General features: G+C 69.0%; 23 protein-coding genes and 1 pseudogene. 13 read left to right on the top strand and 11 right to left on the bottom strand.

Annotation, left to right across the window (positions count from 1 at the left end; translation table 11 throughout):
• Nucleotides 1-469 precede the first annotated feature (469 nt).
• Together D9599_RS32490 and D9599_RS31560 are read right to left on the bottom strand one after the other, a co-directional pair.
• Nucleotides 470-775 (bottom strand): hypothetical protein, encoded by a 306-nt coding sequence (locus D9599_RS32490; protein WP_375373067.1) that lies wholly within the window; start codon nt 773-775, stop codon nt 470-472.
• Nucleotides 739-1,320: a hypothetical protein gene (locus tag D9599_RS31560; RefSeq protein WP_232480842.1), complete on the bottom strand. Its 582-nt coding sequence runs from the start codon at nt 1,318-1,320 to the stop codon at nt 739-741. The genes D9599_RS32490 and D9599_RS31560 overlap by 37 nt, the downstream gene beginning before the upstream one ends.
• Nucleotides 1,321-1,331: 11 nt before the next feature.
• On the opposite strand from D9599_RS31560, the pseudogene D9599_RS24090 reads away from it, so the two are divergent.
• Nucleotides 1,332-1,930, top strand: a pseudogene (locus D9599_RS24090) (IS5 family transposase); the annotation flags it as partial.
• A gap of 5 nt (nt 1,931-1,935) precedes the next feature.
• Here the strand turns inward: D9599_RS24090 and D9599_RS24085 are convergent.
• From D9599_RS24085 to D9599_RS24060, 6 genes are all read right to left on the bottom strand, one after another.
• The gene (locus D9599_RS24085; protein ID WP_198383848.1) at nt 1,936-3,093 is read right to left on the bottom strand and encodes an NADH:flavin oxidoreductase/NADH oxidase; all 1,158 of its coding nucleotides are present in this window, start codon (nt 3,091-3,093) and stop codon (nt 1,936-1,938) included.
• A gap of 50 nt (nt 3,094-3,143) precedes the next feature.
• On the bottom strand, nt 3,144-3,773 hold the full coding sequence (locus D9599_RS24080; RefSeq protein WP_198383847.1) for a GntR family transcriptional regulator: 630 nt from the start codon (nt 3,771-3,773) through the stop codon (nt 3,144-3,146).
• Nucleotides 3,774-4,189: 416 nt separating this feature from the next.
• Nucleotides 4,190-4,330 (bottom strand): hypothetical protein, encoded by a 141-nt coding sequence (locus tag D9599_RS24075; RefSeq protein ID WP_198383846.1) that lies wholly within the window; start codon nt 4,328-4,330, stop codon nt 4,190-4,192.
• Between the two features lie 327 nt (nt 4,331-4,657).
• Nucleotides 4,658-5,656, bottom strand: coding sequence for a tripartite tricarboxylate transporter substrate binding protein (locus D9599_RS24070; protein ID WP_198383845.1), 999 nt, complete (start codon nt 5,654-5,656; stop codon nt 4,658-4,660).
• 44 nt (nt 5,657-5,700) lie between these two features.
• Nucleotides 5,701-6,714 carry an amidohydrolase family protein gene (locus D9599_RS24065; protein WP_198383844.1) on the bottom strand — a complete coding sequence of 338 codons (1,014 nt, stop codon included), beginning with the start codon at nt 6,712-6,714 and terminating at the stop codon, nt 5,701-5,703.
• Nucleotides 6,715-6,771: 57 nt separating this feature from the next.
• A complete protein-coding gene (locus D9599_RS24060; RefSeq protein ID WP_198383843.1) occupies nt 6,772-8,307 on the bottom strand; it encodes a bifunctional 3-(3-hydroxy-phenyl)propionate/3-hydroxycinnamic acid hydroxylase in 1,536 nt (511 codons plus the stop codon).
• Nucleotides 8,308-8,441: 134 nt separating this feature from the next.
• On the opposite strand from D9599_RS24060, the gene D9599_RS24055 reads away from it, so the two are divergent.
• Both D9599_RS24055 and D9599_RS24050 read left to right on the top strand, forming a co-directional pair.
• Nucleotides 8,442-8,927, top strand: a complete 486-nt coding sequence (locus tag D9599_RS24055; RefSeq protein ID WP_198383842.1) for a MarR family winged helix-turn-helix transcriptional regulator — start codon at nt 8,442-8,444, stop codon at nt 8,925-8,927.
• 127 nt (nt 8,928-9,054) lie between these two features.
• Nucleotides 9,055-9,954, top strand: coding sequence for a DUF305 domain-containing protein (locus D9599_RS24050; protein WP_198383841.1), 900 nt, complete (start codon nt 9,055-9,057; stop codon nt 9,952-9,954).
• A gap of 82 nt (nt 9,955-10,036) precedes the next feature.
• On the opposite strand, the gene D9599_RS24045 is transcribed toward D9599_RS24050, so the two are convergent.
• Nucleotides 10,037-11,257, bottom strand: a complete 1,221-nt coding sequence (locus D9599_RS24045) for a glycosyltransferase family 4 protein (RefSeq protein WP_198383840.1) — start codon at nt 11,255-11,257, stop codon at nt 10,037-10,039.
• Between the two features lie 273 nt (nt 11,258-11,530).
• Here D9599_RS24045 and D9599_RS24040 point away from each other — a divergent pair, with 273 nt between their 5' ends.
• On the top strand, nt 11,531-12,679 hold the full coding sequence (locus D9599_RS24040; protein WP_198383839.1) for an acyl-CoA dehydrogenase family protein: 1,149 nt from the start codon (nt 11,531-11,533) through the stop codon (nt 12,677-12,679).
• A 6-nt stretch (nt 12,680-12,685) separates the two neighbouring features.
• Here the strand turns inward: D9599_RS24040 and D9599_RS24035 are convergent, their stop codons facing one another.
• Together D9599_RS24035 and D9599_RS24030 are read right to left on the bottom strand one after the other, a co-directional pair.
• On the bottom strand, nt 12,686-13,888 hold the full coding sequence (locus tag D9599_RS24035; RefSeq protein WP_198383838.1) for a CaiB/BaiF CoA-transferase family protein: 1,203 nt from the start codon (nt 13,886-13,888) through the stop codon (nt 12,686-12,688).
• Nucleotides 13,889-13,976: 88 nt separating this feature from the next.
• Nucleotides 13,977-14,966 carry a LysR family transcriptional regulator gene (locus D9599_RS24030; protein WP_198383837.1) on the bottom strand — a complete coding sequence of 330 codons (990 nt, stop codon included), beginning with the start codon at nt 14,964-14,966 and terminating at the stop codon, nt 13,977-13,979.
• A gap of 44 nt (nt 14,967-15,010) precedes the next feature.
• Between D9599_RS24030 and D9599_RS24025 the strand changes: the two genes are divergently transcribed.
• From D9599_RS24025 to D9599_RS23985, 9 genes are read left to right on the top strand one after another with little or no spacing between them, the layout of a single operon-like run.
• The gene (locus D9599_RS24025) at nt 15,011-16,006 is read left to right on the top strand and encodes a tripartite tricarboxylate transporter substrate binding protein (RefSeq protein ID WP_198383836.1); all 996 of its coding nucleotides are present in this window, start codon (nt 15,011-15,013) and stop codon (nt 16,004-16,006) included.
• Between the two features lie 5 nt (nt 16,007-16,011).
• Nucleotides 16,012-16,470, top strand: a complete 459-nt coding sequence (locus tag D9599_RS24020; RefSeq protein ID WP_198383835.1) for a MaoC family dehydratase — start codon at nt 16,012-16,014, stop codon at nt 16,468-16,470.
• 11 nt (nt 16,471-16,481) lie between these two features.
• Entirely contained in the window at nt 16,482-17,306 is an 825-nt protein-coding gene (locus D9599_RS24015; RefSeq protein ID WP_198383834.1) for a p-hydroxycinnamoyl CoA hydratase/lyase, read from the top strand.
• Complete coding sequence (locus D9599_RS24010) at nt 17,303-18,094, top strand: citryl-CoA lyase (protein ID WP_198383833.1); 792 nt, start codon at nt 17,303-17,305, stop codon at nt 18,092-18,094. The genes D9599_RS24015 and D9599_RS24010 overlap by 4 nt, the downstream gene beginning before the upstream one ends.
• On the top strand, nt 18,087-19,061 hold the full coding sequence (locus D9599_RS24005) for a tripartite tricarboxylate transporter substrate binding protein (protein ID WP_198383832.1): 975 nt from the start codon (nt 18,087-18,089) through the stop codon (nt 19,059-19,061). The genes D9599_RS24010 and D9599_RS24005 overlap by 8 nt, the downstream gene beginning before the upstream one ends.
• A gap of 18 nt (nt 19,062-19,079) precedes the next feature.
• Nucleotides 19,080-20,237 carry an acyl-CoA dehydrogenase family protein gene (locus D9599_RS24000; RefSeq protein ID WP_198383831.1) on the top strand — a complete coding sequence of 386 codons (1,158 nt, stop codon included), beginning with the start codon at nt 19,080-19,082 and terminating at the stop codon, nt 20,235-20,237.
• Nucleotides 20,227-21,204, top strand: coding sequence for a tripartite tricarboxylate transporter substrate binding protein (locus tag D9599_RS23995; RefSeq protein ID WP_198383830.1), 978 nt, complete (start codon nt 20,227-20,229; stop codon nt 21,202-21,204). Before D9599_RS24000 ends, D9599_RS23995 begins: the two co-directional genes overlap by 11 nt.
• A 1-nt stretch (nt 21,205) precedes the next feature.
• On the top strand, nt 21,206-22,264 hold the full coding sequence (locus tag D9599_RS23990; RefSeq protein WP_198383829.1) for an enolase C-terminal domain-like protein: 1,059 nt from the start codon (nt 21,206-21,208) through the stop codon (nt 22,262-22,264).
• A gap of 14 nt (nt 22,265-22,278) precedes the next feature.
• Complete coding sequence (locus D9599_RS23985) at nt 22,279-23,823, top strand: class I adenylate-forming enzyme family protein (protein ID WP_198383828.1); 1,545 nt, start codon at nt 22,279-22,281, stop codon at nt 23,821-23,823.
• Nucleotides 23,824-23,825: the final 2 nt, after the last annotated feature.

The following is a 23,825-nucleotide window of genomic DNA, read 5'->3' as shown; positions in this document are numbered from 1 at the left end:
GCAAAATACTCGTCGACCATTACCAAACCAGCCCATCCTCTAAAGGATAGCGCCGACAGACAAGGCCACAAGCACTTGCTTGCTTCCAAAAGACAGATGCAGTTTTCAAACAGCCGATCCTGCCAGCATCAGCCGACAGGAAATGCCCCGCATCTCTGCAGGAGTTAACAATTGAAAGATCAGGATCGACCGAAAATCGGCATCGTAGCCTCCAAGACAAGCAGTCATGGCCGAAGCCGTGACCAACCTCTCCAGAAAGAATACCGATCCGCCACAAGAAAGCCGAGTTCGTGCTCGAAAGCACCAGCCTCAAGATTTCCTTCGGAACATTCTCAAGAATATGTCTGCATCGCAGCAGACAAATGAAATAGTTCCTTTTGGCCTTAACTTCAACCCCGGTCGCCCGGATTTCTTGAAGAACATTCACCTCATGGCGCGCACCCCAAAAGGTGCCCTTTTTAACATTATCTCAGAGCCCGGTCACCCGTGCCCTCAAAAAATGTTCACCGTGCGGCGGAGCGGTGAGATAGTCGCCCGCCAACATAAGGTCAAGGAGGATTTTGCCAGCACCCTCAGCCCCCGGAGTGCTCCGCAACCGGCTTGTCCATTCGCGCCGCTTTCCCTTGCCCGCCACACTGTCAGCACCACCCGCGACAGCACGCACTCGCCCGGAGGGAGTCGATGCCAAAACCGTCTCGATCCACTCGTTCAGGCATCGGCTCTCCTCCAGCGCCCCCGCTAGGTCGCGGTAGGTGCCTGGATAGCGCAGCGCCATCCAACGCCATGCCACAAGCGGCCGATGCACCCGCTCGGCGAGCTGCAGCGCGTTCCGCCCCGCACGGTCCGGTGCAGGCAGCCTTCCGGCGCGAGGCGGTGGCATGGCCATTCCCAGCGCATGCTCGACCGCCCGGTCAGCCAGCCGCGAAACGGCCTCGTCACGTTCATCCACGGGACACAGGGCATAGCTCCGCAGTCCATCAGCGACAGTTCCCATACTCCGTCTATCTCGGCCGCAATAGCCAACTGCGTCGAGAGGTCTCCCAACCGGTAATTTGGGTCATCCGGCCGCAGCACAGCGCGCTCGAACCGCCGCAAGGTGCCGAACAGGCTCTCAGTCCCAATCTCCTCCGCGACTCCGGCCACAATCTCCGCGTCGGGCGCGACTGGAGGGCGCAGGTCCATCGGCGCTTCCGGATCTGCCTTAAGCGCAAGGGCAATTTCCTTCGGGTCGCTACTCGCTGCCAGCACCGCAACGATTCCCTCCGCATGCACCCCGCCGAAGCGCCCGGCTCGGCCGCCGATCTGCATGATCTCCTGCACCGTGAAGATGCTGGCGACGGCTGCGGGACTGGCAGGTGGCGGGGGTCTTGCACCGCGTGCTGCTGGAGCGGCTTGAAGCCGCAGGTGCCATCGACTGGCGCCGAGCAGCCCTCGACAGTGCCAGCATCGCGGCCAAAAGGGGGGCGAGGCGGTCGGGCCCAGCCCGACGGATCGCGGCAGACCGGGCACGAAGCGCCACCTCGTCACCGATGTCCGCGGCACGCCGCTCGGCCTAACGCTCGGTGGGGCTAGCCGCCACGACAGCCGCATGCTGGCTCCTACCCTGGACGCCGTGTCGCCGACCAGGACTGGCCATCGCGGCCGCCCACGACAAAGGCCGGGCAAGCTCCACGCTGATAAGGCCTATGACCATCGCCGCTGCCGCCGGGAGTGCCGCGCCCGCGCCATCACCCCGCGCATCGCCCGGCGTGGGATCGAGAGCAGCACCCACCTCGGTCGTCACAGGTGGGTTGTGGAACGGACCTTCGCCTGGCTCGCCCGCTACCGCTGCCTGACGATCCGATACGAGCGCCGCACCGACATCCACCCAGCGTTCACAACACTCGCCCGCGCCCTGGTCTGCCTCGGCCAGATCAGGCGGTGCTGTTAGGTGTTCTAAGTCCCGGTCGGGGCGTTCATGCTGAGGGCGCGCACATCCTCGCGGCGCTGGAGCCACCAAGCGTATGGACGCGGCAGCAACTCGTGCGGCTTCGCCATCCCAAGGGCGGCCGCCGCGTGGACCGGCCAGTTCGGGTTCCACATCATCTCCCGGGCCAGGGCAACGATGTCGCACTGCGCCGCTTGCAAATAGCCTTCTGCCTGCTGCGCGTCGGTAATCAGCCCGACCGCCATGGTGGGGATGCCCGTCTCCCGCTTGATGCGCTCGGCGAAGGGCACGTGGTAGCCTGGTACGCGCGGCACGAGATGAAGCGTCAGCGGTCCCTCGATGCCGCCGGAGGAGCAGTCGAGCACGTCCACGCCGCGGGCCTTCAGCTCGGCGGCCAGCACCACCGTGTCGTCCATTCCCCAACCTCCGCCATCGACGCAGGAGACACGGAAGAAGAGCGGTAGTTCCTGTGGCCACGCCGCCCGCACCGCCTCAATCAGTTCGTGCCCGAAGCGCATCCGGCTCTGCCGGTCACCGCCATAACCGTCGTTGCGCCGGTTCGTCGCCGGGGAGAGGAACTGCTGGATGATGTAACCGTGCGCGCCGTGGACCTCGCAGATCTCGAAGCCCGCATCGAGGGTGCGCTTCGTTGCCTCCACGTGCAGGCGGATTACCTCGCGGATGTCATCGGCATCCATCTCCTTCGGCATCAGCGCACCCTCGCGGAAGGGGATCGGGCTAGGCGCAAGGCCCGACCAGGGCGCGCGGCCGGCCCTGGCATCCTCCTCGCTGAGGGGTGCAAAGCCATCCCAGGGTGCGCGCGTTGCTACCTTGCGCCCAGCATGGCCGAGCTGCATGGCCGGCGCGGCACCCTGGCCGCGGATGAAGTCCGTGATGCGGCGCCACGCCCTCGCTTGCTCGCCCGTATAGATGCCCGGGCAGTCATAGGTCTTGCGGCTGCGCTGGGAAACCGAGGTCTCCTCGCAGAAGACGATGCCGGCGCCTCCCATGGCGAACTTGCCGAGATGGACCAGGTGCCAGTCCGTCGGAGCGGCATCCACCGCCGAGTACTGCGACATTGGCGAGACGGCAATGCGGTTTCGAATTGTCAGTCCGCGTATCGTCATGGGCGTGAAGAGGAGCGGGGAGGGGCTCAGTTCGTTCATGATCGTTGCGTCCATGGAAGTCGCCATTCGTCAGGGGAGCCGCGCGGCCGTCACAGCGCGGCCAAGCGGCGGAGGATGCCGGTGCGCAGCGCGTCCACGTGCCGCGTCATCGCTGATCGCGCAGCTTCTGGATCCGCTTCGACGAGGGCGTCGATGATGGCCCCATACTGCGCGCAGACATCCTCCAGCCGCTCTGCCGGAGGCGGCGTCGCGAAGAGCAACATGCGTCGGCGCAGATCCTCCAGCAGGCGGGCGAGGGTGGCGTTGGCGGCCGCCGCGGCAATGGCCCGGTGCAATTCAAGGTCAATCGCGAGCCGGTCTCGTTGCTGCGACGACGTGGGGTGGGACGAGGCGAGCAAGGACGCGATACGGGCGCGCAGCCCGTGCAGAAGTCCCAGACCAACGCGACCCGCGGCCTGCGCTGCCGCCTCTCCTTCCAGTAGGCGGCGGAGCTGCTGGATTTCCAGGAACTCCTCAACCGTGATCCGCCGCACACGAAGCACGCCGCCAGGAAGTCGTTCGAGAAGACCTTCGCCCTCCAGTCGCCGGAACGCTTCGCGCAGCGGCGTGCGCGAAATCCCGAGTTCTGCGGCGAGGCTGCGTTCGGAAACAGGCGCGTCGAGTGGCAAGCGGTGAGTCAGCAGCATCTCGTGAAGACGCGCGTAGGCGCCATCTGCCATGCTGCCTGCCGGCAGTGGCACTGAGCCTATGCCTTCGACTCCCTCCACGCCCTTCGCGTCCCTGTCCGAATTGCTTCAGCTTGGTATAATAACGGTATACCAATGCTGCCAAGCAATATTTTCTGGGTTTTGAGGAGGGAGCTATCGACAGGAGACGTGGCAGTCACATCGGAACGAACACACGCTTTACTCGCGCGCGGCGCGGGCAAATGATTGGCGCGGAGCTGATCCAGTAAGAGGTGATGCCTTTCTGCGCCGGAAGCAGAGGCGGCTTATCCTCGCGCCAAGGGATAGAGGGTGCTAAGGGCCTAGCGTTATGAGTTGGCCTGCTTGGTCCTGGATGCGTGACGGCCCAAGCGGACCGCCGCCGACGCTGGGTCCAGGCTTCACACACTCGTGAGTATGCGGCCGCTTCGTCAGCGACGCTCGGTGTCCTCGTCGAGGGAAGTGTCGGCGCTGTCCGCCCTCTCTTCGTGCTCGGTGCCATTTGGTGGCGCACCACTGTACCGGCCGAGATAATCGCCGAGGCGGACATTGAGGCAGTGTTCGTCGATCATGCCGGTTCAACGCCGCTGACACCACGAAGTCACAGGCGTTTCCGCACTCGCAACACCCGCGCTTAATGCTGGGCCGGCACGTGCTCTACTGTGTAGCGGACCCGCGCCCGGTTAGCGCCTCCCACGTCGGCCAGCCACCAGGCTCGCCGGCAGTGGGCTGCGTCATCGCTCAGACGGCCTCACCTGCCTAAACGTAACGCCCAGGTGGGGAGTCACCTGCAATCGGCGAACGGCAGGCATCCAAGGCGTGGCTGAACATAATACGGGCTCGGCCCGAACCCGCCGTCTAGCTTCCGCCCGACTCTATTGGGAAGGGAGCAGGCGAGCCTACTCGGCTGTGATCCCAGCATCCTTAACCACCGCCGCCCAGCGCGGAATGGCGACGGCCACCCGCTCGCGAAGCCCGTCCGGCGAGCCGCCGACGATCTCGTAGCCCTGCGAGACGAGCGAGCGAAGGGCGTCCGGATTCTTCAGCACCGCGTTCGCGGCCTCGTTCAACTGCGCCAGCGTTTCCGGCGGCGTCCCGGCTGGGGCAAAGAGCCCGTACCAGTCGCGCATCACCACGCCCGCAACGCCCTGCTCGGCCAGCGTCGGGATACTCGGCAGATAGGGCAGGCGCGTCTCGGAGGTAACGGCGACGACCCGCACCCGCTCGTCCCGCGCCAGCTCGACCGCCTGCGGCGTGTGGATGAACATGGTTGCCACATGGCCCGCCAGGATGTCGGTGATCGCGCCCGCGAGGCCGCGATAGGGCACATGCGTGAGGTCCACGCCCGCTCGCCGCTTGAACAGCTCCATCGCCAGGTGATGCGGCGTGCCCACGCCGGGCGAGGCATAGTTGAGCGCGCCCGGGCGCGCCTTGGCGCGCGAGAGAAGCTCCGCCAGACCCGTGCCGCCGGTCGTCGCATTGAGGGCGAGCGTTCCCTCCGTCTCCATCAGCGTCGCGATCGGCGCGAAGCTGCCGACAGGGTCGTAGGGAAGGCGGCGGAAGAGGCTGACATTCATCGCGAGCGTTGTCGCCTGCACGAGGAGCGTGTTGCCATCCGGCGCCGCCCGCGCGACCGCCTCCGTGCCGATATTGCCGGAAGCTCCGGGCCGGTTCTCAACCACGACGGGCCGGCCTAGGCGGCGCGACATCCCGTCGCCCACGGCGCGCGCGATGATGTCGGGCGGTGCGCCCGGCGTGTAGGGGACGATGATGGTGATCGGCCGCGCGCCCGCGACCCCCTGCGCCCGCAGGATGCCGGGCATCCCAAGCGCTAGTCCTGCTGCAAGCACGGCGCGGCGCGGCAGCACCGCCCCAATTGGGGTGGTCAAGGATGTCATCTTGCTTTCCTCCCGCGGACCTTCAGGCCCTTGTTGCGTCAAATCTACTCGGCGGCGCGGGCCACATCCTTGCCCATCACCCCATCGAGCTGGAAGAGATTCCAGGCATTCGTACGCCCGATCTTCCGCCTGTCGTTCTCCGAGATGGTGCAGGCGTCGAACCAGTCCGCCGCGTGGTCGATGTTCTCGAACGGCCAGTCTGCGGAGAAGAGGATGTGGTCGGAGCCGATCTCAAGCATGGCGTCGATCAGCGTCTGCGTGCGGAAGTTGCCGGAGGTGGTGATGTAGAAGTTCTCGCGGAAGTACTCGCCCAGCGGCCGCTTCGCCGGATAGGCCTTCGGGGCCTTCACCCAGCCATTGCGGTTGTCTACCCGCCACATCGAATAAGGCAAGCCCTCGCCCATGTGGCCGAGGATGATGCGCAGGCCAGGATGCGCGTCGAACAGGCCGGAGGCCATCAGCCGCAGCGCGTGCACCGCCGTCTCCTGTCCGAAGGCCCAGGTCGGGCCGAGCAGCCAGGGATGGCCGTCATAGATGGCAGCGTCCTTCGGAAGGGGGTTGCGGGGATGGAGGTAGAAGGGCACGCCGAGGCGCTCCACCTCCGCCCAGAAGGGGCGGTACTGCGGCAAGTCGTAATAGGTCGCGTTGTCCTCCGACCCGATCTGCGAGAAGCCGTTCACCAGCCCGCCGACGAAGCCGAGATCCTTCACGCAACGGGCGAGCTCGCGTGCCGCAAGCTCGGGGTCCTGCATCGGCAGCGCGGCGAGGCCGCGGAAGCGATCCGGGCGCTTGGCGACTTCGCCAGCCAGGAAATCGTTCGCCCGCATCGCGATCTCGGCCGCGTGCGCCACATCGGGGATGCCTTGCACCGCCGGAGCGTTGAGCGAAGGCAGCATCACCTCGATGCCATGCGCGTCCATTTCCCGCAAGCGCCGCTCCTGCATGTCCAGCAGCCGCGTCTTCAACTCCTCCCAGACCTCGGCGGCCAGGAACCCGGCGCTGTCCATCAGCGTGTCCGGGATCGCAAAATGCTCCTCCAGCGCGACCTTGCCTTGCACTGCTTCTCTCCTGTTCTTGCTGATTGCGCCGGGCGGCACCGAAGCCGCGCGCGGGCGTCACGAAGGAATAAGGGCGCCGCGGCCCTGCAGGGCGCAGCCGATCCGTTGCAGAAGGGCCGCCAGCCCCTCTTCGTCCCTGGCGGTGCCATAGACGTACCAGTCCGGCCGCACGACCGCGACGCTACAGTCATTTGCAGCGAACCATTCGGCGTAGACACCGGCGCAATCTTCAAGACCTTCCGGTGCGCCGATGACGGCCAGATGCCCGCCTATTGCCTCCCACGCTGCCCTTTGATCCGCCGTCAGGGCGTCGATCGGGTGCGGGTCGGCGGCGACGATGCACCAGCCGTTCCCGACGACATCGTCGAAAAGGCCGGACCGTGCGCCGTCGCTCACCGTCCCCTGGGGAAAGAGGCCGCCATTACCCGCGATCAGCGCGCCCGAGAGCGGCGGGAAGCGCAGCTTCTCCGGCTCCCGCTTCGCCCGTCGCTGGGCGAGCAGCCGCTCGTCCCGCTCACGGGCCTTCGCGGGGTCGCGCATGGTCTGCACACGCCCCAGCTCGATCGCCCGCTCGGTAATGAAGCGCACGTGCGGCTCTCGCTCCTCCTGATAGGTGTCGAGCAGGGCCGCATCCGCGCGGCCGGTGAGAATCAGGTCGAGCTTCCAGGCAAGATTGTGGCTGTCGCGGATGCCGGAACACATACCCTGGGCGAGGAAGGGCGGCATCTCATGCGCGGCGTCGCCCGCCAGAAGCACTCGTCCGCGCCGCCAGCGATCGGCGATACGCGACCGGAAAACGTAGTTCACCGCCCGGATCAGCTCAGCGTCCTCGGGCGTGATGTAGCGGGCCACCCGCCCCCAAACCCGCTCGGGCCTCGTCGCTTCCTCCCGCGTCTCGCCAGGGTTGAGCATGAAGGAGAAGCGGTGGTGATCCGGGCCGATCCGCACGATGGAGGTGGGCTGGGCAGGGTCGCAGACCTGCCGGAACATCGGCAGCCCGGGCACGACGCGCCGCATCCGGAAGTCGCAGACGAGCCAGTTCTCCTGGAAGCCGTAGTCGTCCGCCGCCTCGGCGACCATGCCGCGGGTGAAGCCGTTCCCACCATCCGCGCCGACCACGAAGCGCGCGCGCACCGAGAAGCCCGCGCCGCCCTCACGGGTGCCGCGCAGCGTCACGCCCGCTTCATCCTGCACCAGCTCGGTCACGCTGGCACCCTGGTGGACGGCCACGCTAGGCAGTGCCTTGTCGTGCCGGTCCAGCACGTCCTCCACATAGGGTTGGAACATCATGTAGAGCTGCGCCCAGCCGCAGGGCGCCGGATCCGCATAGGTCAGCTCCACCAGCGTCTCGCCGGCCGCGTTAATCCACTCGTAGTCGCGCTGCACCACGGCGCCGCGCCCGATCTCACCGGCCAGGCCGAGCTTCTGGAAGGTGCGCATGATCTCGTCGTCGAAGCAGGCGGCACGCGGCAGATTATAGAGACCGGTGTAGCGCTCCAGCACCACGACACGGTGGCCGCGCTGGCCGAGCAACGCGGCGAGGGTCATACCGGTCGGTCCATAGCCGATCACGGCGACGTCGTACTCACCCATGGCGTCCTCCCGGGGCCGGCTGGACTTTAGGCCAACCTTGTTGAAACCAGCATGGCCGGCTTCCAGGATATTTGCAAATGAAAGTGTTGCAACTGCAAGTTTTTCCCGGTGGATCGGGCGGCGGAGATGAACTCATGGACGACTACCGCTTCACCGATGCCTTCCCCTACCTGCTGAACCGGGTCGGCGTGCTGATGGGGGAGCTCTTCTCGCGTCACCTCGTGCCACACGGGCTGACGCTGCCGATGTACCGCGTCATGGCAGCCCTCTGGGAGCGCAGCGACCTTGCCCTCGGCGAGCTCGCCGCCCTCACGACCGTCGAGCTGTCCACCCTGTCGCGCCTTGTCGGGACGATGTCGCGCAAGGGTCTTGTTTCCCGCCGTCGGGTGGAGGGGAACGGCCGCATGGTCGAGATCAGCCTCACGCCTGCCGGGCGGCGGCTCGTCGAGCGGCTGATCCCCATTGCTGTCATGCATGAGGAGACGGCCCTGCAAGGCCTCGCCCCGGAGGAGACAGCGCAGCTTCGTGGCGCGTTGCACAGGGTGTACGGCAATCTGGCCAGCCTGAGCGCCTCCGCCCCACTGGCGCCGCCGATGAAGAGCGGTAAGACCGCGCGTTAGTGGCCGCGGCAGGCCTCCCTGGGAGTGGCGGCCTACTCGGGATCAAACCACGGCCGCGCCCTTGACCTTACCACAATGGGAACCCCCAGGTTCCAGGCTGGTCATCCACAGCCACAGGACAGCCCGCATGCGCAAGACGCCCTGTTCCCGCCTCGCGGTCCTTGCCGCCGCCGTCCTTGCAACCACCGCCCCGGCGTGGTCGATGGTCGGGGAGGGAGCGGACGAGGGCATCGAGCCCGTGATCGTGAGCAGCTACACTGTTGTTCCCTCCCGTTTCCTTGGCGCCGCCCTGAAGGCGGACCGGGACTACCTGGACGGCATGCGCCCCCACCACGCCGGCGCGCTGACCATGTCGGAGGAATACCTGCGAGATCCGAGCGGAAGCAGCCCTGTGCTGAGGACCCTGGCGCAGGCGATCATCCATAACCAGCGCTTTGAGATCGCCCTTCTCGACGAGGTCCGCCGCAGGCTGGCACAACCGCCTACGATCTGGGACCTCGGCCTCGCGACAATAGCGGTGCAGCCGGCCGCCTCTGACGGGCTCGCGATAAGCTACCGCTTCACCCGCTTCCCCATTCCCGGACCGCTCCCCGTGACCGGCTTGGTGAACGAGCGCGACGTCCAGTTCGCGAAGGCGATGAGCATCCATCACCAGGGAGCGCTCGACATGGCGATGGCCTATCAGGCTGATCCGAACGCGCGAAACACCTTCCTGCGGCTGCTGAACGTGGACATCATCACGGACCAGCGCCAGGAGATCGCGCTCATGCAGCGTGTCATCGCTGCCTATCCGGGCAATGCCGAAGCGGTTCTGGTCCCCGCCTCCATGGTCCACGGCATGGAAGGGATGGGCCATGCAAGCCATGCCATGCCAGGCCAGGCAGAACAGCCAGCCATGGGGAGCCACGCCGCCCTCGCCGTGCCGATGGAGACGAAAGGCGGCGCTGCTTCCCAGCGTCCGTCGCAAGCGCCTCAACCGGGTCAGCGCGCTCGCGCTCGTAGTCAGCACAACCATCACGGCAACTGACTAGAAAGGAGGGCGGCCGACCAGGAGCAGGAATTTGCCCTGCTCCCGGTCAATCAGGGGGGGGCGCAGGCAACCCGGCCAGTCAGACCTGATACCGGGGCGGCGACGCCTTGCCGAACTGGCTCACCAACCGGGTATAGGGGCGCAGTCCCTGGAAAACGCCCCCCCAGCCGAGCGACGTGCGCGGGATCGCGGCAAGCGAGGCGTAGGTTTCCTCGAACTGGCGCGCCATCCGCTCCACCGTGAAGTCGCGGTCCACCCGCTCGGCCGCGGCATCACCGAGGCGGCGGCGGAGCGCCTCATCTCCCAGCAAGCGCGCGAGAGCGGCGGAAAGGGCAGGCACGTCGTCCGGAGGGACCAGCAGCCCCGTCTTGCCGTCGAGCACAACCTCCGGGATGCCGCCCACGCGGGTGGAAACAGCTGGCAGGCGGAAATGCCCGGCTTCCGCTAGAACGAGCCCGAAGGCGTCCCCGCGTGAGGCGAGGGCGAAGATGTCGGCCGTTTGATACAGCGCCGGGATATTATCGATGTAGCCGAGGAAGTGGACCCGATCCGCCACGCCCAGCGACACGGCGAGGGCCTTCAGCGATTCCCGCACTGGCCCGTCGCTGGGAATGAGAAGATGGGGCTTTACCGGCACCTCTGGCAGGGCCTGGAAGGCACGCAAAAGGACATCGTGCCCCTTTCTCTCGATAAGCGAACCTGCCGTGGTGATAACCGGCGCGTCATCGGAAATGCCGAGTTTTGCGCGAAGATTACCGGCCGCAGGCGGAAAGCGGCTGAAATCGATGCCGTTGTAGATAACCTTGGTGCGCTCCGGCGCCATACCATCGGCGATGGGGCCGTCATTCACCTGGCGCGACACGCCGACGATAAGTGTCGCGGCATGCAGGAGCAGCGCGTAACGGCTGCGGCGTAGGTAATCGATATGCAGGTGCGCCAGCACGGGAACACGCTCGCTGAAGCCGACTGGTACGAGGAACTGTACCGGCGCCGCGCTGTTCGCGTGCAGCACGCGTATCCCGTGCTCCCTACAAAGCGAACGCCCCATCCGGACCGAGGCGGCGTAGTCACGCGGGCTCAGGCGGGGGGAGTCGTAGTCGAGATAGTATTGAAAATCGCTCCTGTAGGTCGGATAGCCCGCTTCCCGCGATGCCTTCTCCATCGCCGGCGCATTGCACCAGACAACGGGTTGAATAAGGCTCTTGTCGAGTGCCGCAAGTAGATCAAGCAGCAATGCCTCGCTGCCACGGATCCAATCCTCGCCGTAGTGGGTAAACAAGACGGGGAGGGGATTGTTCATGGCTACTGCTCTTTGCATGGTGGCGCCCGCGAAATACAGCCGCGCGCAGTTCAAGATGCTAGATTATATTGTAGGTGGAATTTTTTTTTACGTCAACTGCGCATCTATATACAAGTTCGTGCTCAAGAATAACCGAGGTGTGAAAACTTTTGCCGCATGGCTCGTCCGCCGTCATCAGCTCTCGCGGTCGGCGACATCGTGCGTAAATCTTCCCTGTGCCAATCGGCGTTGCTGGGCCTGTCCCGCGCCACACCGGGGCAGAAGGAGGTGCCGGTGAACTTCGAACTTGGCGAGGCCCAGCGCCAGCTCGCCGACAGCGTGCGCAAGCTCATGGCCCGTTACGCGACACGCGACTACATCCGTGAACTCGACCGCGAAGCCCGCTACCCTCTGGAACTATACGGCGCCTGGGTGGAAGCCGGTCTCCTCGCCCTGCCGTTTCCTGAGGAGGTTGGCGGTCTGGACGGCACGCCACTGGATCTCGCCGTCCTGGCGGAGGCCATGTCCGAGAGCGGCTTCGACTTTTTTACCGCCTATGCCGCCAGCGTGTTCTGCGGCCTGAACATCCTTCACAACGGCACGCCCGATCAGCGCGGGCGGATCGTCCCACGCATCATCTCCGGCGAGCAGCGGATGGCCATCTGCGTGTCCGAGCCGGACGCGGGGTCCGACGCTGCGGCCATGCGCACTACTGCCCACTGGGATGGCGAGGCGTGGCGGCTGGACGGCTGCAAGCTCTGGTCCACGGGGGCAGGCGCCCCGGACACCCTGCTGAACGTCTATGCCCGGAGCGCAGCGGGTGTGGGAACACGCGACGCCGTTTCGCTCTTCCTCGTGCCAAACGATGCACCGGGCGTCACGCTGCGCAAGCTCGACATGCTTGGCCGGCGCTGTACCGGCACCTACGAGATCACCTTCGACGACGTGCGCGTTCCACCCGCGGACCTCGTCGGCGAACCCCACAAGGGTTGGTCCTACCTGCTCTCCGGCCTGCAGCTCGAGCGGCTCTGCTCCGCCGCCGGCTACTGCGGCAGCAGCAAGGCGGTGCTCGACATGGCCGTTGGCTATGCTCAGGAGCGGCGGCAGTTCGGCCGCCCGATCGGCACGAACCAGGCGATCGCCCACCAGCTCGCGGACACGCGCGTGGAGCTGGAGGCCGCGCGCCTCCTCACCTATCGGGCGGCCTGGGCGCTCGGGCGCGGCGATGCGCTGGCCGAGATCACTATGGCGAAGCTGTTCGGCTCCGAGGCCTATGTACGTGCCACGAATGTCGGCATGCAGGTCATGGGCGCCTATGGCTACAGCATGGAATTCGACATGCAGCGCCATTTCCGGGATGCGCGCAGCACGACGGTCGGCGCCGGCACTTCCGAGATGCAGCGCAACCTCCTGGCCGGGCTGATGGGCCTGAAGGTCGGCTGAGGTGCCTCAGTGCGGCGGCGCGCGGTGTCCGGCGAGCACGGCGGCGATCACGTCCTCCCCGAGCCCGGCGCGGCGCAGCACCTCCGCCGTGTGCTCGCCCAACTCCGGCGGCGGCCGCGCCTCCATCTCGCGCGAGCCATCGACGCTGACCGGGCGACGGGGCATTCGCATGGGCCCGCGCGTCGGGTGCACCACCTCGCCGAACAGGCCAAGATGGACCACCTGCGGGTCGGCTTCCAGGTCTTCCAGCCGGTTCTCCGCCGCGAAGGGAATGTCGTGCCGCTCGAGGGCGGCCACCCACTCCGCTCGTGGCCGGGCGCGGAACACCTCGTTCAGCCGGGCGGCGATCTCCTCATAGGCCGCTACCCGATCGATCCGCTGCGGGTACTCCTCTACCCAGCCCGGTCTGTCGATGGCGGCGCAGAGCGCGCGCCAGAACTTGTCGGGCGAGGAGAGATGGAGCCCGATCCGATGGCCGTCCGCGCAGGTGAGCGTATAGGCCTGCGACATGGCTGCCCGCTGATAGATCGGTACCGCCTGACCGGTCGCGAGGTACTGTCCCAGTGGTTCTGTCCCGAGCGCGATCGTTGCCTCCAGCATCGACAGGTCGATGCGGTGTCCCCGCCCTGTGCGCCCGCGCTCGTGCAGCGCCGCGAGGATGCCCAGCGCCGCGTAGAGGCCGGTCGCCGCATCGGAAACGGCAGGGCCCGCCACCCGGGGGTCGTCGCCCGAGCGGTGGCGCGACATCCAGCCGGATACCGCCTGGCCCACATTGTCGAAGGCCGGCCGCAGCGCCGCCGGCCCGTCCGGCCCAAAGCCGGTGATGCCACACCAGATGAGCCGCGGATTAATGCCCTGCAGCCGCTCCCAACCTATCCCCGCGCGCTCCGCCGCCCCAGGCCTGGTATTGATGACCAGCACGTCCGCCCCCTCCACCAGCCGGTCGAAGGCCGCCAAGCCCTCGGGCGTGCCCGTGTCGAGCACCACGGAGCGCTTGTGCCGGTTATGGGCCTGGAACTGCGGGCTGTAGGTGCCCTTGCCGAAGGCGCGGAAGGGATCGCCGCCCGGCCGCTCCACCTTGATTACGTCCGCGCCGAACTCGGCGAGCAGCATGGCGGCAAGCGGCGCCGTGATGAAGCTGCCGAGGTCCAGGACACGCACATCCTCCAGCAGCCGCACGGCATTCTCCCCTTCCTTTTCAGGGATCATCGGCCGGGCGGCCGTGCCAGGGAATGTCTGCCGGGGCCATAAGGCCGATGCACCACGTGAATGTCCGGGGCCAGGGAAGGCGGCGTGACTAGCCGCGACGTTCCGGTGCGTCGGCGAAAAGGCTCGTTACCAAGCCCCGCAGCCACCGGTTGCCGTCATCGCCGTGCAGCCTTTCATGCCAGTAGAGGCCGACATCGATCGGCGCGGTGGGAACCGGCGGTTCCAGCACCGCGATGTCGCCGCTCGCCTCCAGGCCGCGGAGCGCGCGCGAGGGCACGGTCGCGATGAGGTCCGTGCCCCGGACCAGCGTGGGCGCCACGAGGAAGTGCGGGACCTTCACGGCGAAGCGCCGGCCGCGCCCGGTCGAGAGCAGCGCGTGCTCCACGCCGTCATCCGGCAGGCCGGGGGAGATAACCCCGACATGCCGCCCGGCGAGGTAGTCGTCGAGGGTGAGGCCCTCCCGTGCCGCGCGGCTCCTGGCGCAGACGCAGCAGACGTAGCGGTCCACGAAGAGCCCGCGGCGGTAGAAGCCAGTTCGGAGGAAACCGAGCCCACCGACGGCGAGATCGGCCCGCCCGGCCTCCAGCGCCTCGCGGTAGGCGGCGCGGGGTATCTCGGCGGCAACGAGGGCGGCGTTCGGCGCCTCGTTCGCGAGCCGCAGGGTGAGTTGAGGCAGAAAGGCTGCCTGCCCGACATCGGAGAGAAGCACGGTGAAGACGCGCTCGCTCGTCGCCGGCTCGAAGGGCAGTTCCCGCGCGAAGCCGGCCCGAACGGTATCGAGGGCGTGCGTGATGGGCCCGATGAGCCGCTCGGCATAGGGCGTGGGCTCCACCCCCACGCGGGTTCGGACGAAAAGCGGATCGCCGCAGAGGCGGCGCAGGCGGGCGAGGGCGTGGCTCACCGTCGGCTGCGCCTGGCCGAGGCGCCGCCCGGCCGCCGTCATGCTGCGCGTCTGGGCCACCGCCTCAAAGACCAGCAGGAGGTTGAGATCCAGGTCCCGGATATTCACGGCGTTCATGGTGAACATGGCGAGGCCGTGGGTGCAAGTCGCGGCATCGGGCGCGCTAGGCTTCGACATCGAAAGGGCCCGCCGACAGATGCGTGGCCAGGGAGGAAGCCGCGATGTCCGTCGGCCGCCGGGCGTTCTGCGCCATGATGCCTGCTGCCTTGGGCAGCGCCCTCGCTGCCAAGCCGGCGCGCGCGCAAGGAGCCTCGGGCTTTCCGAACCGGCCTCTGCGCCTCGTCCTCTCCTTCCCGGCCGGCGGGCTGGCGGACAACCTGGCGCGCGCGCTGGCCCCCGCCATCTCCGCCGCGCTTGGCCAGCCGCTCGTCGTCGATCCGCGACCAGGGGGAAGTCAGGTCGTCGCCGCGCAGGCGGTCGCGCGGGCCGCGCCGGACGGCCATACGCTGCTTCTGGCCTCCGACGCGGCCTATACCCTCAATCAGCACCTCTTCTCAAAGCTGCCCTACGATCCGCAGCGTGATCTGACGCCGGTCACGCTGCTTGCCGCCACCGTCGAGTGCCTTCTCGTCCCGGCCTCGTTCCCGGCCCGCTCGGTCGCGGAGCTCGTCGCGCTCGCGAAGTCTAAGCCGGGGGTGTTGAACTACGGCTCCTTCGGCCCCGGCTCCCCGCCGCATATCGAGGCGGAGGCCTTCCGCGCGGCCACAGGCATTGAGATCGTGCATGTGCCCTTCCGTGGCGTGGCGGAGACGGTGCCCGCGCTGCTCGCCGACCAGATCCAGATCCTCTTCGCCTCGCAAGCCCAGGCGCTCCCGCATGTCAGGGCCGGCACCCTGCGGGCTCTTGCCGTGCTGGATAGCGCGCGCCAGCCGACGCTGCCGGAAGTGCCCTCCATCGCCGAGGCCGGCTTTCCGGGCCTCGTCGCCCGCTCCTGGTTCGGGGTGGCCGCGACCGCCGGCACGCCGGAGCCGGCGCTGGAACGCCTCTCTGCCGCCTTCAGCGAGGCCATGGCCGCACCGGAGTGGAAGGAGCGCTTCCTCGACGCCCAGGGTCTCGTCGCCGTGCCTGGCGGCCGCGCAGCCTTCGCTGCCGTCCTGCGGGAGGAAGGCGGGCGCGCCGCCGAACGGCTGCGCGCCATGGACCTGCGGCTGGATTAGGCGCCGTGCTCGCCGTCGAGACGCCCGAGGACCTCGCCGCCCATGTCGGCACCCCCATCGGCCCCTCGCCCTGGCGCTCGGTGGAGGAGGAGAAGGTGATCGCCTTCGCACGGCTCTGCGGGGACGATCACTGGATCCACACCGACGCCAAGCGCGCCGCGCGGGAGACGGAGTTCGGCGGCGTGATCGCCCAGGGCTTCCTCACCCTCTCCATGACCACCTCCATGCTCGGGGAGACCTTCGACGTGCGCCGCGCCTCGCGCTGGTTGAACTACGGCATCGAGCGACTGCGCTTCACGGGCCCCGTGCGGGCCGGCGACCGCGTGCGCCTGCGCGGCGTGCTCGCCGCTGTGGAACCGGCCCGCGGCGGCGCCACGCGCATCGAGATCGACCTCAGCGTGGAGGCGGAGGGCGCGGCCAAGCCCGTCCTCGTCGCCCGCAGCATCCTCCTCGCCTTTCCCTGAGGAAAACCCCCATGCCAGAGATCCGGAACTGGGAAACGATCGCGCTGAGCCGGGAGGAGGGAGGCATCGCCGTCCTCACCCTCAACCGCCCGGCCAAGCGCAACGCGATGAACCCGCGCATGAACGAGGAGGCGGCGGAGGCGCTGGAGGTGCTGCGCTACGACGCCGAGGCGCGCGTGGTGGTGCTGACCGGCGCGGGCGAGGCCTTCTGCGGCGGCATGGACATTAAGGAATTCCTCGTCGGGCTCAAGGACCGGCCGGACGAGTACGACCGGATCGACCGCCTGACCTATGAGTGGCGCGCGCGCACGCTGCGGCGCTTCCCCAAGCCGGTGATCGCCATGGTGAACGGCTGGACCTTTGGCGGCGGCGTCTCGCTCGTGGAATCCTGCGACCTCGCGATCGCGGCGGAGGACGCGACCTTCGGCGTCTCCGAGATCAACTTCGGCATGTTCCCCGCAGGCCCCGTCACCCGCTCCCTCACGCGCCTCGCCCGGCCGCGGGACGGGTTGCTGCACGCCATGACCGGCCGCCCCTTTGACGGGCGCGCGGCGGAACGGATGGGCCTCGTGAACCTCGCCGTGCCGCGCGCGTCGCTCCGCGACGAAACCTTCGCCCTCGCGCGCGAAATCGCGTCCAAGGACCCGCACGCGCTGCGGGCGACAAAGGAATCCTTCTGGCTGACGCAGGAGATGTCGCATGACGCGGCGCAGGACTACGTCAGCGCGAAGTATCATGAGCTGACGCAGCGTCAGGGGGGAAGCTGGCGGGAGAAGGGGGCGCAGGGCTTCCTCGACAAGGCTTACAAGCCCGGCCTCGGCGGGAAGGGCGCATGAGAGCCACCGATCTCGTCTCCGGCATGGGCCGGAGCACGCCCGACCGCATCTGGGTGCAGGGGCGCGACCTCTGCCGCGACCTGCTCGGCAAGGTCTCGCTTTCGGACATGGCTTGGCTGGAGATCACCGGCCGCGAGCCGACGCCCGGGGAGTCGAAGGTTTTCGACGCGCTGCTCGTCGTGCTCGTGGAGCACGGGATGACGCCTATGGCGATCGCGACGCGCCTGACCTATCTCGGCGCACCGGAATCCCTCCAGGCGGCCGTGGCGGCAGGCCTCTGCGGCATGGGCACTACCTTTGCCGGTACGGCGGAGGGCGCGGCGAAGCTGCTCCAGGAGGCACTGCGTGACGCGCCGGCCGAGGCGGACCTCGCGGAAATGGCGCGCGGCATCGTGGCGGAGCGCTTCGCCCGCAAGGCGGTGGTTCCGGGAATCGGTCACCCGCTGCACAAGCCGGTGGACCCGCGCGCGCCCGTCCTCTTCGCCCTCGCGGAGGAGCACCACATTGCCGGCCGCCACGTCGCTCTCATGCAGGAGGTTTCGCGCGCGGCCGAGGCATCCTCCGGCAAGTCGCTGCCGGTGAACGCGACCGGCGCGCTCGGCGCCATCGCGTCCGACATGGGGCTCGACTGGCGTCTCTGCCGCGGCCTCGCGGTCATCGGCCGCGCGGTCGGCCTCGTCGGGCACATCGCGGAGGAACTGCGCCAGCCCATCGCCCGCGAGGTCTGGCTGCGCGTGGAGGAGGAGACGGCGAGGAATGCCGCGAAGGGGGAGGACGAGCATGGCTAGCACCATCGGGCGTCGCTCACTCGGCGCGCTTCTCCTGGCGCCCACGGCCGCCAGGGCGCAGACCGGCACCGCCTGGGCGCCGAGCCGCCCCATCCGCCTCATCATCCCCTACACGCCCGGCGGCGGCACCGATATCGTTGGCCGCCTCATCGCGCGTGCCCTCGGTGACACGCTGGGTCAGCCCGTCGCCGTGGAGAACCGCCCTGGCGCTTCCGAGATGGTGGGCACCGAGGTCGTGGCGCGCGCCGCGCCCGACGGCCACACGTTCGGCCTCGTGACCACTACCATCACCATCAACCCAGCCCTCTACCCGAGCGTGCCTTACGACAATGCGCGCGACCTGCGGCCGCTGAGCTCCCTCTGCACCGTGCCCTTCGCGCTGGTCGTGCACCCCTCTGTGCCCGCGACGGACCTGCGCACGCTCATCGCGCTGCTCAAGGCGCGGCCCGATGCCATGTCCTATGCCTCGCTCGGACCAGGCAGCGTGCACGGCCTGGCAATGGAGTGGTTCAAGAACCTCTCGGGCACGCGGGCCGTCGCCGTGCCATATCGCGGCGTGGCGCCGGCCATGCAGGCGAGCGCGACCGGCGAGGTGCAGCTCGGCTTCGTGGGCCTGACCGCGGCCGTGCCGCAGATCCAGGCGCGGCGCCTCCGTGCACTGGCGGTCAGCCCGGCAGAGGGCGTCGCCGCCTTCCCGCAATGGCCGCCCGTCGCCTCGGAAGTGCCGGGCTTCGACATGACCACCTGGTACGGCCTGGTCGTACCCGCAGGCACACCGGACCCTATCGCTGCCCGCCTCGGCGAGGAAATCCTCAAGGCGCTGGCAAGCGAGGACCTCCTCTCCCGCTTCGCCGCCCTCGGCGTCGAGCCCGCGCCCGCGACGCCCGACGCCTTCGCCCGCCGGATCGCGGCGGAGACAACCATGTGGGCCCGCGTCGTCGCCGCGACCGGCGCCAAGCCCGAATAGACGGGGAGGGGTGGCGTTATGCGAGAGCCGGAACTGACCGAAGACCAGCGGCTGATCCAGGAGACGGCGCGCAGCCTCGCCGAGGAGCATTTCCGCCCCCTGGCCGCGCGCGCCGACCGCGAATACGCTCCGCCCGTCGGCAACCTGCGCATCCTCGCGGAGCACGGCTTCTGCGGCGCCTTCATCCCCGAGGAATACGGCGGCGCCGGGCTCGGCCTCTTCGACACCGTGATCGTCATGGAACAGGTGGCCCGCAACTGCGCCAATACCGCTATCCTCCTGAGCGGGACGGATGGCGCGACGCCGCGCAGCATCCTTCATCTCGGCACGGAGGAGCAGAAGCGCCGCTGGCTGCCGCGCTTCGCCAGGGCTGAAACCCTGGCCGCCTGGAGCATGAGCGAACCCGAGGCGGGCTCGGACGTCGCGGCCGTGCGCACGCGGGCGCGCAAGGACGGCGACCGCTACGTCATCGACGGCGCGAAGACCTGGTGCTCCGGCGCGCAGGTCTCAGACCTGTTCCTCGTCCTCGTGCGGCTCTCGGACGAGCCGGGGATGCGCGGCGTCGGCGCTGTGCTGGTGGAGCGCGGCACGCCCGGCTTCACCATCGGCAACCACCTCGACATGATCGGCCTGCGCGCGACGGGCATGGCCGGCCTGAACTTCGACGCCTGCCGCATCCCCGCGGAGAACCTCATCGTGCCCGCGGGCGGCATGCGCCACCTGTTCAAGGTGCTGGATGCAGACCGGATCGCGGGCAATCCCACCGTCTGCCTTGGCGTCGCCGGCGCCGCCCTCGATGGCGCGACGGCCTACCTCCGCGAGCGCAAGCAGTTCGGCAAGTCGCTCTCGGAGTTCCAGGGGCTGCAATGGCGTCTCGCGGACATGGCCATCGACATCGAGGCCGGCCGTGCCCTCCTCTGGCGGGCTGCGCGGCGCATCGACGCGAACGAGGCCACGCCGATGGACGCCTCCGTCGCCAAGACCTTCGTCAACGAGATGTCGGTGCGCGTGACCAACGCCGCCATGCAGCTCGCCGGCGGCTACGGCCTCTCGGAGGAGTTCCCCTTCGAGCGCTACTTCCGTGACGTGCGCGGCATGTCCGTCGGCTACGGCACGACGGAGATCCACCGCAACACCATCGCGCGCGAGGTCCTGGAGGGTCGCTATGCCGCGTGATCGCCTCACCCGTCGCGCGGCGCTCGCGCTGCCCGCCATCCTTCTTGCCGCGAAGGCCCGGGCGCAGGGATGGCCGGAGCGCGCGGTCACGCTCGTCGTGCCCTTTCCCGCCGCCGGCACGGCGGACCTCGTGGCGCGGCTGCTAGCGCCCGAGCTGTCGCGCGCCTTCGGCCGGCCCTTCGTGGTGGACAACCGTCCCGGCGCGAACGGCACGCTCGGCACGGACCTCGTCGTTCGCGCGCAGGCGGACGGCCACACGCTGCTCCTCGGCGCGAGCCCCACCCACACCATCAACCCGCATCTCTACCGCCGCATGCCGCACGACCCGCTGCGCGACACCGCGCCCGTGGCGCTGGCGGCGGAGGCGCCGAACGTCATCGTCGTGCATCCCTCGCTCGGCGTGAACAGCCTCGGCGGCCTGATCGCGGCGGCGAAGGCCCGGCCTTCGAGCATCGCCTACGCCTCGGGGGGCAACGGCAGCAGCGGGCACCTCGCGATGGAACTGCTGAAGACGGTGGCCGGCATAGACATGCTGCACGTGCCCTATCCTGGTGGCCCTGCGGCGCTCAACGACCTGCTGGCCGGTCGCGTGGCTGTAATGGCCTTCACCGCGCCCTCCGTTATGCCGCACGCCGAGGCGGGGCGGCTGCGCGCGCTGGCCGTGACGGGCGCCGCGCGCTCGCCGCTCGCGCCCGAGCTGCCGACAGTGGCGGAGAGCGGCTTCCCCGGCTACGAGGCCGTCGCCTGGTTCGGCCTCTTCGGCCCCGCCGCGCTGCCCGAGCCGATCGCCGCCCGTCTCTCCGCTGCCATGGCCGAGGCGCTGGCTGATGCGCGTGTCCGGGACGCGCTCGCGCGGGCCGGGGCGGAGGCACGCCACCTCCCGCCCGCTGCCTTCGCGGATTTCCTGCGCGAGGACTCCGCTCGCTGGGCCCGGGTGGTCGAGGCCTTCGGGGCGAGGGTCGACTAGGATGCGCCTCGCCGGCTGGTCACTGCACCCCGTCCGACTGCCCTATCGGGCGCCGGTCGAGTGGTCCGATGTTGCGGAGGTCTCCGCCGATCTCCTGATCCTCCGTTTGCGGGCGGAGGACGGGCGGGAAGGGGCCTCCGAGGGAACGGCCAAGCCGACCTGGTCGGGTGCGACCCTCGCCTCCCTCGCCACGGTGCTCGAAGGCGTGGTGCTGCCGCGCCTGCTGAATCGCGACCTCTCAGCCCCCGGCGCCGTGCTCAAAGCGCTGGCGCGCGTGCCGGAGAACGCGACCGCTAAGGCAATGGCCGACGCTGCCGTCCGCGACCTGCTGGAAGAGGAGGGGCCTTCGGGCGAGCTGCCCCTCTCGTGGACGATCACCCTCAAGGACCCGGCCGCGATGGCGCGGGAGGCTGAGGCGATGGTCGCGGCGCACGGCTTCTCGGCACTGAAGCTGAAGGGTGGCCGCACCTTCGAGCGGGACTTGGAAACGGTCCGCGCCGTCCGTGCTGCCGTGGGTCCGGGCGTCGCGCTCACCCTCGACATGAATGGCCTCTACGCCGACGGTCCCGCCCTGCGCGCGCATGTCGCGTCCCTGGCGGCGGCCGGCCTCACCCATGTGGAGGACCCCACCACCCTCCGCCCCGACGAGGCCTTCCGGAGGATCCAGTCGGCTTGCGCCGCACCTATCATGGTGGACGCGGCCATCTGGTCGGAAGCGGACGGCGCCACGTTTCTCGAGCGCGGGGCGCGCGCCCTCGGCATCAAGCCCGGCCGTGTCGGCCCCTCCGTCACCGAAGCCATCGCGGCCCGCGCGACGGCGGCCGGTGCGGAGGTCGCCATCGGCTTGTTCGGCGAGAGCGATCTCGGCGCCGGCGCCACTTGGCGGCTCGCGGCACGGATGCCGCCTGGCTGGCCGCCCGCCGAGACCTCCACCTTCCTCCTCTTCGACCGGCCGCTGACGAAGGAGCCGCCCGCCCTCCGCGGCGGCCGCGTTGCGCTGCCATCCGGGCGCGCCGCCGCCCGCGCCGACTGGGCGACCATCGCCCGCTTGCACCCCTGAGCCGGGATCATCCGATGCGCACGCTCGCCGACCTCCTCGCCCGCAACGCCGCCCTCTCGGGGCGCCGCCCGGCTCTGACCAATGCCGGCCGCAGCTGGACCCATGCGGACCACGCAGCACGCATCACCCGCCTCCGCTCGGCACTCGCCGCGCGCGGCATCCGCCCGGGCGACCGCGTCGCCGTCCTGTCGCAGAACCGGGCCGAGATGCTCGAGGCCTACGGCGCGGCGGAAATGGGGGGCTGCATCCTCGTGCCGCTCAACTGGCGCCTCGCGGCCCCCGAACTGGCGGCCATCATGGCGGATGCCGACCCCGCGGCGCTGCTCTTTGAGGACCGCTACTCCGAGGCCGTCGCGGCCCTGCCCTCGCGGGCGCCACTCCTCGTCTCGCTCGGTGCAGCTGTGCCGGGGGCCCTTGATTACGAGGCGCTGCTCGCCGGCGCCGAAAGCGCGCCCGGCCCCGCGCCGGAGCCGGAGGACGCCGCCTACATCATCTACACCTCCGGCACGACCGGTACGCCCAAGGGCGCGGTGCTCTCGCAGGGCGCGATGCTGCACGCGGCTGGCGACATCGCCTGCGGGGCCGGGCTGCGGCCGACCGACCGCGTGCTGATCACCATGCCGCTCTTCCACGTGGGCGCGAAGATCGAATGGCTCTCGGTGCAATACATGGGCGGCTCCTGCGTGCTGCTGCCCCGCTTCGAGCCGGAGAGCGTGTTCCGCGCGATCGAGGCCGAGGCCGTCACCGCCGCGCACCTCGCGCCCGTGATGGTGAAGACCCTCGTCGAGCACCCCGCGCGCACGCGGCACGACCTCTCGACCCTCAGGCGCATCCACTACGGCTCGGCGCCCGTTCCCGTGCCCGACCTGCGGCGCGCGGTGGCCGCCTTCGGCCCCGTCTTCCACCAGCTCTACGGCATGACGGAGCACGTCGCCTCCACGATCCTGCTGCCCTTCCAGCAGAACCTCGACGCGCCCGAGGGCTCTGCAGAGGCGGGGCGCCTCGCCTCCGCCGGCCAGCCCTATCACGGCACAAGCCTGCGGATCGTGGATGACGCCGGGCAGGACGCGCCGGAAGGGGAGGTGCTGGTCCGCTCGGCCGGCGTCATGTCCGGCTACTGGCGCAACCCCGCGCAGACCGAGGCGGCCTTCGCCCCCGGCGGCTGGCTGCGCACCGGCGATGTCGGGCGGATCGACACGGACGGCTTTCTGCACCTGCTGGACCGCAAGAAGGACGTCATCGTCTCCGGCGGCGAGAACGTGCACAGCCGGGAGGTGGAGGAGGCCTGTCTCTCCCACCCACTGGTCACGGAATGCGCTGTCATCGGCGTGCCGGACGAGCGCTGGGGCGAGGCGGTGATGGCCTATGTGGTCCTCCAGCCCGGCGCGGAACTCGAAGCCGCGGCGCTGATCGAGCACGTTCGCGGGCGCATCGCCTCCTACAAGAAGCCCGGCCGCGTTGCCTTCGTGCCCGACCTGCCGCGGCTGCCGCACGGGAAGGTGGACAAGAAGGCGCTCCGGCGCGAGCACTGGCCGGCGGCCGGGCGACAGCTCGCCTGAGG

Source organism: Roseomonas sp. KE2513, from assembly GCF_016107305.1.
GTDB lineage: Bacteria > Pseudomonadota > Alphaproteobacteria > Acetobacterales > Acetobacteraceae > Roseomonas.
The sequence above is the reverse complement of the archived record's forward strand: the minus strand, read 5'-3'. Positions and strand labels throughout refer to the sequence as shown.